The organism is Streptomyces sp. XY431, assembly GCF_001279805.1.
Lineage (GTDB): Bacteria > Actinomycetota > Actinomycetes > Streptomycetales > Streptomycetaceae > Kitasatospora > Kitasatospora purpeofusca.
In genome coordinates, this window is the sequence record NZ_LGDO01000157.1 from 1 (window position 1) to 8,751 (window position 8,751).

Annotated in this window: 1 protein-coding gene and 1 pseudogene; both read right to left on the reverse strand. The window is 76.0% G+C overall.

The window, feature by feature from the left end:
• Nucleotides 1-1,910: pseudogene (locus ADK60_RS41970) on the reverse strand (type I polyketide synthase); the annotation flags it as partial.
• A gap of 144 nt (nt 1,911-2,054) precedes the next feature.
• The coding region (locus ADK60_RS18180) for a type I polyketide synthase (RefSeq protein WP_079008474.1) at nt 2,055-8,751 on the reverse strand (6,697 nt) is incomplete at its 5' end.

The window sequence follows — 8,751 nt, forward strand, 5'->3', positions numbered from 1 at the left end:
CGGCCGCACACCCCACGACTCGAACAACCGGAACAGCGCCACCTCCACCGCGAACAGCGCCGGCTGCGTCCACCCCGTCTCGTCCAACCCCTCACCCGAAGCGATCACCTCCGCCAACGGCAGCCCCAACGCCCCCGCCACCGCATCGAAAGCCCCCGCGAACACCGGCTGCGACGCATACAACTCACGCCCCATACCGACCCGCTGGGAACCCTGCCCGGAGAACAGGAACGCCAGACCGCCCGAACCCGCCACCCCCCGCACCACATCCGCGCCCTCGGGATCACGCAGCGCCGCCGGATCACCCAGCACCACCGCCCGCTCCTCCAACGCCGCCCGCGTGCTGACCAGGGACCGTGCGATCTCCAGCGGATCACCCGCGAGGGCCAACTCGGCCACCCGGGCGCCCTGTTCGCGCAGCGCCTCGGGCGAACGCGCCGACACCACGAACGGCAGCAACGCACCGTCCACCGTCGGCACCACGGCCTCCACCGGCCAGCAACGCACCGTCCACCGTCGGCACCACGGCCTCCACCGGCACGGTCTCCTCCGCCGGGGCCTGCTCGATGATCACGTGCGCGTTGGTGCCGCTGGCGCCGAAGGCCGAGACGCCGACCCGGCGCGGGCCTTCCACGGTGGGCCAGTCCCGGGGCTCGGTCAGCAGTTCCACGGCGCCCGCCGACCAGTTGACGAACGGGGTCGGCTCCTCGATGTGCAGGGTTCGCGGCAGCACGCCGTGCCGGATCGCCTGCACCGACTTGATCACGCCCGCCACACCGGCCGCGGCCTGGGTGTGACCGATGTTGGACTTCAACGAGCCGAGCAGCAGGGGCTGTTCGGCGGGACGCTGGCGGCCGTAGGTGGCCAGGATGGCCTGGGCCTCGATCGGGTCGCCGAGCCGGGTGCCGGTGCCGTGCGCCTCGACGGCCTGGACGTCGGCGGCGGAGAGGCGGGCGTCGGCCAGGGCGGCGCGGATCACCCGCTGCTGGGCCGGGCCGTTGGGGGCGGTGAGGCCGTTGGAGGCGCCGTCCTGGTTGACCGCGCTGCCGCGCAGCACCGCCAGCACCTCGTGGCCGTTGCGGCGCGCGTCCGAAAGACGCTCCACCAGCAGCAGGCCCACACCCTCCGCCCAGCCCGTCCCGTCGGCAGTCGGTGGACAGTCCGCGCTGCCGGGAGAACTCGACGAAGCCCTGCGCCGTCGACATCACGCTGACGCCCCCGGCCAGTGCGAGGTCCGACTCGCCGGAGCGCAGCGACTGCGCGGCCAGGTGCAGCGCCACCAGCGAGGAGGAGCAGGCCGTGTTGACCGTGACGGCCGGGCCCTCGAAGCCGAAGGTGTAGGAGATCCGGCCGGAGGCCACGCTGTCCAGGCCGCCGATGCCCAGGTAGCCCTCCAACTCACCAGGAGCGTCGTGGAGTCGGGGCGTGTAGTCGGTCCCGGCCAGGCCCGCGAAGACCGCCGTCCGGCTGCCGCGCAGCGCGGTCGGGTCGATGCCGGCCCGCTCGAACGCCTCCCAGGCGGTTTCGAGCAGCAGCCGGTGCTGCGGGTCGGTGGCGAGGGCCTCGCGCGGCGAGATGCCGAAGAACTCGGCGTCGAACTCGGCGGTGGTGTCCAGGAATCCGCCGTGCCGGGTGTACGAGGTGCCGGGGTGGTCCGGGTCCGGGTCGTAGAGGGCGTCGAGGTCCCAGCCCCGGTCGGTGGGGAACTCGGTGATGGCGTCGCCGCCGTCGGTCACCAGCTGCCAGAGGTCCTCGGGCGAGGCGACGCCGCCGGGCAGGCGGCAGGCCATGCCGACGATCGCGATCGGTTCGCGCTTCGCCCGCTCCACCTCCTCGAGGCGGCGGTTGGCCTGGCGCGCGTCGGCCAGGGCGCGCTTCAGATAGTCGCGGAGCTTCTGGTCGTTGGACATCGGTGCCTCTCGCAGGTGCGGTCGTACGGGTGGTGGCAGGGTCGGGGGTTCGGGCCCGGCGGCCGCCGCGAGGGGCGGCCGCCGGGGAAGGCGAACGGCAGAAGGGTCAGGCGGACGGGGAGGCGTCAGGCAGACGGGGAGGTGTCAGGCGGACGGGGAGGCGTCGCGGTCCATCAGGGCGAAGAGTTCCTCGTCGGTGGCGTTCTCCAGGTCCAGCTCGTCGAGGTCCCCATGACCCTCGGTGCCGGAGCCGTCCGCCCCGTCGAGGCCGCCGGCGTCCCAGCGGTCCACCAGCGCCTTCAGCCGGGCGAGCACCGAGGCGCGCTCCCCCTCGGGCCCCGCCGGTCCGGCGAGGGACCGCTCCAGGGCGGCCAGGGCCGCTCCCGGATCGAGCTCCGCGCCCTCCGCACCCCCTGCGGTGTCCGGGAGTTCGCCGAGCAGCTGGGCGGCGACGGCGGCCGGGGTCGGGTGGTCGAAGACCAGCGTCGCGGGCAGCTCCAGGCCGGTGCCGGCGCCGATGCGGTTGCGCAGTTCGACGGCGGTGAGCGAGGTCAGGCCCAGTTCGCGGAAGGCCCGGTCGGCAGCGACGGCGGCGATGCCGGCGTGGCCGAGCACGGCCGCGGCCTCCCGGCGGACCAGGTCGAGCAGCACCGCCTCCCGCGCCTCCGGGCCCTCCGCGCCCTCCAGCCTGAGCAGCCAGGGCGCGGGCCCGGCGGCCGCGCCGTCGGTGCCGGCCGCGGCGGCCACGGAGCCGGCCACGGTCGTGTTGGTGACGGTCGCGTCCAGCCAGTAGCGCTGCCGCCGGAACGGATAGGTGGGCAGTGCCACCGGTCGCGGACCGGTCCCGGCGAAGACCGCCGACCAGTCGAACGTCACGCCCCGCACCCAGAGTTCGGCGGCGGAGAGCAGGAACCGCTCCGGCCCGCCGTGGTCGCGGCGGAGCGTGCCCGCCACCACCGAGCGCTTTCCGGCGCCGACGGACGCGAGGGTGTCCTCGATCGGCACGGTCAGCACCCCGTGCGGCGACACCTCGACGAACACGGTGTGGCCGTCCTCGGCGAGGCGCCGGGTGGCCTCCTCGAAGCGGACCGTCTCGCGCAGGTTGGTCACCCAGTACTCCGCGTCCAGCCCCGCCGTGTCGAACCAGTCGCCGGTGACGGTGGACAGCAGCGGCACGGTGCCGGTGCGCGGCCGGACCGGGGCCAGCAGCTCCACCAACTCCGCCCGCAGACCGTCCACCTGGGGGGAGTGCGAGGCGTAGTCGACCGGGATGGTGCGGGCCCGGACGCCCTCCGCCCGGTAGGCGTCGACCAGTTCGGCCAGCGCCGTCGGCTCGCCGGAGACCACGGTCGCCGCCGGGCCGTTGACCACGGCTATCGAGAGCAGGTCGGCCCGGTCGGCGATCCGCTCGGCCACCTCGGCGGCGGGCAGGGCGACCGAGGCCATGCCGCCGGCCCCGGCCAGGGCGAGGATCGCCCGGCTGCGCAGGGCCACCACCCGGGCGCCGTCGGCGAGCGAGAGCCCGCCCGCGACCACGGCGGCCGCGATCTCGCCCTGGCTGTGGCCGACCACCGCGTCCGGCCGCACCCCGTGCGCCCGCCACAGCTCGGCCAGCGAGACCATCACCGCCCACAGCACCGGCTGGACGACGTCCACCCGGTCCAGGCCGGGGGCGCCGGGGGCGCCGCGCAGGACGTCCGGCAGCGACCAGTCCGTGTGCGGGGCCAGGGCGGCCGCGCAATCCTCGATCCTGGCGGCGAACACCGGTGCGGTGTCGAGGAGTTCGACGGCCATCCCGGCCCACTGCGAGCCCTGGCCGGGGAACACGAACACCGTGCGGCCGCTGACGTCGGCGGTGCCGGTGACCAGTGCGGCGGCCGGGTCCCCGGCGGCGAGCGCCCGCAGGGCCTCCGGGTCGCCGACGGCGACGGCCCGCTCCTCCAGCGCGCCTCGGGCGGTGGCCAGGGCGTGCGCGACATCGAGGTCCCGGCCGTCGGGCGCCGGGAGCAGCTCCGCCACCTGGGCGGCCTGGGCGAGCAGCGCGGCCGGGGTGCGGGCGGAGACGAGGTAGGGCAGCGGGCCGGGCGCGTCGGCGGCGTCGACGGGGTCAGCGGCGACCGGCACCCGGTCCGGGGCCTGCTCGATGATCACATGCGCGTTGGTGCCGGACACCCCGAAGGAGGAGACGGCCGCGCGGCGCGGCCGCCCGAGCTCCGGCCAGTCCCGCTGCTCGGTGAGCAGTTCGACCGCGCCCGCCGACCAGTCCACGTACGGCGAGGGCTCGTCCACGTGCAGGGTGCGGGGCAGCACCCCGTGCCGGATCGCCTGGACCATCTTGATCACGCCCGCCGCACCGGCCGCGGCCTGGGTGTGGCCGATGTTGGACTTCAACGAGCCCAGCCAGAGCGGCTGTTCGGCCGGCCGCTGCTGCCCGTAGGTGGCGATCACGGCCTGCGCCTCGATCGGGTCGCCGAGGGTGGTGCCGGTGCCGTGGCCCTCGACCGCGTCCACGTCGGCCGCGCCGAGCCCGGCCCGCTCCAGCGCCGCCCGGATCACCCGCTGCTGAGCAGGGCCGCTGGGCGCGGTCAGGCCGTTGGAGGCGCCGTCCTGGTTGACCGCGCTGCCGCGGACCACCGCGAGCACCGGGTGGCCGTTGCGGCGGGCGTCGGAGAGCCGCTCGACCAGCAGCAGCCCGACGCCCTCGCCCCAGCCGGTGCCGTCCGCCGCGTTCGCGTACGCCTTGCAGCGGCCGTCGGCGGACAGGGCCCGCTGCCGGGAGAACTCGACGAAGGTGGTCGGGGTGGACATCACGGCCACCCCGCCGGCCAGGGCGAGGTCGCACTCGCCGGAGCGCAGCGACTGGGCGGCCAGGTGCAGCGCGACCAGCGAGGAGGAGCAGGCGGTGTCCACGGTGACGGCCGGGCCCTCGAAGCCGAAGGAGTAGGAGATCCGGCCGGAGGCCACGCTGCCGGCGGTGCCGTTGCCGAGCCAGCCCTCCAGTTCGGCCGGCACCTCGCGGACCCGCGGCGCGTAGTCGTGGTACATCACGCCCGCGAAGACGCCGGTCCGGCTGCCGCGCAGGGCGGTCGGGTCGATGCCCGCGCTCTCCAGGGCCTCCCAGGTGGTCTCCAGCAGCAGCCGCTGCTGTGGGTCGGTGGCGATCGCCTCGCGGGGCGAGATGCCGAAGAACTCGGCGTCGAACTCGGCCGGCCGGTCGAGGAACCCGCCGTGCCGGGTGTAGGAGGTGCCGGGCTTGTCGGGGTCCGGGTCGTAGAGGTTGTCGAGGTCCCAGCCCCGGTCGTCCGGGAAGTCGGTGACGGCGTCCCGGCCCTCGCTCACCAGCCGCCACAGGTCGTCCGGGGTGGCCACGCCGCCGGGCAGGCGGCAGGCCATGCCGACGATGACGACCGGGTCGTCCTCGACGGCGGGCCGGGCCGGGGCGGGGGTGCTCACCACGGGCGCCGGGTCGGCGGTGGCGCCGAGGAGTTCGGACCGCAGGTGCTCGGCGAGGGCGGTCGGGTTGGGGTGGTCGAACACCAGGGTGGCCGACAGGCGCAGGCCGGTGGCGGCCGCGACCCGGTTGCGCAGCTCGACGGCGGACAGCGAGTCCACGCCGATGCTGGTGAACGACCGCTGGGCGCCGACCGCTTCGGCCTCGGTGCCGAGCACGGCGGACACCTCGGCGCGGACCAGCCGGAGCAGCTCCGCCTGCCGCTCGGCGTCGTCGGGCAGGGCGGCGAGCCGCTGGGCGAGGGCGCCCCGGCCGTCCGTTCCGGGGGTGGCGGCGGTGCCGTGGGGTGCGGAGCCGGCCGTGCGCCGGGTGGGCCGGACCAGGCCGCGCAGCAGCGGCGGCACCTCGTGCTGGGTCCGGTCCTGCTGCGTCCGCACGGCGGCGAGGTCGAGCGGGGCGGGCACCAGGGCCGCCCGGTCGCCCAGCCGCCGGGTGGCGTCGAACAGTCGCACGCCCTCGGCGGAGCCGATCGGCCGGATGCCGAAGCGGGCCAACCGGGCGTGGTCGGTGGCACTGAGGTGTTCGGTGATGCCGCTGGCCTCGGCCCACTGCCCCCAGGCCAGGGACTGGCCGGGCAGGCCGATGCTGCGCCGGTGGGCGGCGAGGGCGTCCAGGTAGCTGTTCGCGGCGGCGTAGCTCGCCTGTCCCGGGCTGCCGAGCACGGCGGCGACGGAGGAGTAGAGGACGAACGCGGCCAGGTCGTGGGACCGGGTCAGTTCGTGCAGGTGGCGGGCGCCGTCGGCCTTGGGGGCCCAGACGGCGGCCAGGCGCTCGGGGGTGAGGGCGGTCAGCACGCCGTCGTCGACCACGCCGGCCGTGTGGACCACGGCGGTCAGCGGGTGGGCGGACGGGACGGCCGCGATCGCGGCGGCGAGCGCCTCGCGGTCGGCGGTGTCGGCGGCCGCGATCGTCACGTCCGCACCGAGGGCGGTGAGTTCGGTGTGCAGTTCGGCCGCACCGGGGGCGTCGGCGCCACGGCGGGACAGCAGCAGCAGGTGACGCACACCGCGCTCGGTGACCAGGTGCCGGGCGAGCAGGGCGCCGAGGGTGCCGGTGCCACCGGTGATCAGCACCGTGCCCTCCGGGTCCCAGTCGCGGGCCTCGACGTCGGGGACAGCCACCCGGACCAGGCGCGGTACCCGCACCCGGCCCTCGCGCAGCGCCAGCTGCGGCTCACCGCCGGCCACGGCCGCCGCCAGCACGGCCTCCGAGGCCTCGGTGCTGTCGGTGTCGACGAGCACGATCCGGCCCGGGTTCTCCGACTGCGCAGAACGCACCAGGCCCCACACCGGGGCGGCGGTCAGGTCCGGCGCCTCCGACTCGTCGACGGCCACGGCCTGCCGCGTCAGCACCACCAGCGGCGCACCGGCGCCGTCGTCCTGGGCCAGCCAGGACTGGAGCGCGGCCAGCGTCGCCACCACGTCCCCGTCCACCCGCAGCACCTCGTCCGATGCCCCGTCGAACGCCTCGACCGCCACCTCCGGCCAGTCGACGGCGAACAGCGTGTCCCGTCCGACGGCGGGCTCGGCGCCCAGCCGGTCGGTGACGACGGGACGGGTGACCAGCGATTCGACGGTGATCACCGGTCGGCCGGCCGGGTCGGTGGCCTCCAGGCGGTAGGAGTCTGATCCGGTCGCGGTGACCAGCACCCGCAGCTCGGTCGCGGCGGCGGCGTGCAGGGTGACACCCCGGTAGGCGAACGGGAGCCGACGGGTGCGGGCGGCGGCCGGGTCGCCGTCGGCGGGGTCGCGGTCCGCCCCGTCGAGGGCGGGCAGCTGGGCGGCGGCGTCCAGCAGCGCGGGGTGCAGGCCGAACCGGGCGGCGTCCCCGGTCTGCGGCTCCGGCAGGACGGCGTGCGCATGGAGCGTCGCACCGTCCCGCCAGACCTCGCGCAGCCCGCGGAAGGCCGGACCGTAGTCCAGTCCGACGGCGGACAGCAGCTCGTACGCCTCCTCGGGGGCGAGGTGCTCGGCGCCCTCGGCGGGCGCCCAGGCGGTGGGCACGGCCGTGCCGGGCCGGTCGGCGGACAGCAGGCCGCTCGCGTGCCGGGTCCAGGCGCCGTCCACGGCGGCCGGGGCGGCCTGGGAGGCCGGGCCGGGCGCGGGCCGGGAGTGGATCGTGACCGGACGGGCGCCGGTCCCGTCCGGCGCGCCGACCGCCACGTGCAGGTGCAGGGTGTCGCGCTCGGGCAGCACGAGCGGGGCCTCGATCACCAGCTCGTCCAGGGTGCTCGCGCCCACCTCGTCGCCCGCCCGGATCGCCAGCTCGACCAGGGCCGCGCCGGGCGCCAGGACGGTGCCGAGCGCCACATGGTCGGCGAGCCAGGGGTGGGTGGCGAGGGAGAGGCTGCCGGTGAGCAGCACACCCTCCGAGTCGGCCTGGACGACGGCCGCGCCGAGCACGGCGTGGTCGACGGCCGCCAGGCCGAGTCCGCGCGCGTCGGCGGCGGTCCGGGCGGCGGGCTCCAGCCAGTAGCGGCGGCGCTGGAACGGGTAGGTGGGCAGGGCGAGCCTCGGGCGGTGCCCGCCGCCGAACAGGGCGGTCCAGTCGACCTGGTGGCCCTGGACGTGGATCCGGGCGAGCGCCGTCAGCGCCGTCCGCTGCTCGGGCCGCTCCCGGCGCAGGACCGGGACGGCGGTGACGGCCTCGTCCAGAGTGGCGCCGACCAGACCGGCCAGGGTGCCGTCGGGGCCGAGTTCGACGAAGGTCGTCGCGCCCTCGTCGGCCAGGGTGGTGACCACGTCGGCGAAGCGCACGGCGCCACGGACCTGACGCACCCAGTACTCCGGGTCGGTGATCTCCTCCGAACTCGCCACCAGGCCGGTGACGTTGGAGACCACCGGGATCTCGGGGCGCCGGAAGGTCAGCGCCCGGGCGACGGTCAGGAACTCGTCCAGCATGCCGTCCATGTGCGCCGAGTGGAACGCGTGGCTGACCCGCAGCCGGCGCGTACGACGGTCCGCGAAGTGCTCGCGGACACTCTCGACCGCCGCCTCGTCGCCCGAGACGACAACAGCACGGGGCCCGTTGACGGCGGCGATGTCCGCGCCGTCCACGCCGTCCGCCAGAACCGCCCGGACCTCCTCCTCCGTCGCCTCCAGGGCCACCATCGCCCCACCACCCGGCAACGCCTGCATCAACCGCGCCCGCGCACCCACCAGCACCGCCGCATCCTCCAGCGACAGCACCCCCGCCACATGCACCGCCGCCAACTCACCGATCGAATGACCCGCCACGAAGTCCGGCCGCACACCCCACGACTCGAACAACCGGAACAGCGCCACCTCCACCGCGAACAGCGCCGGCTGCGTCCACCCCGTCTCGTCCAAC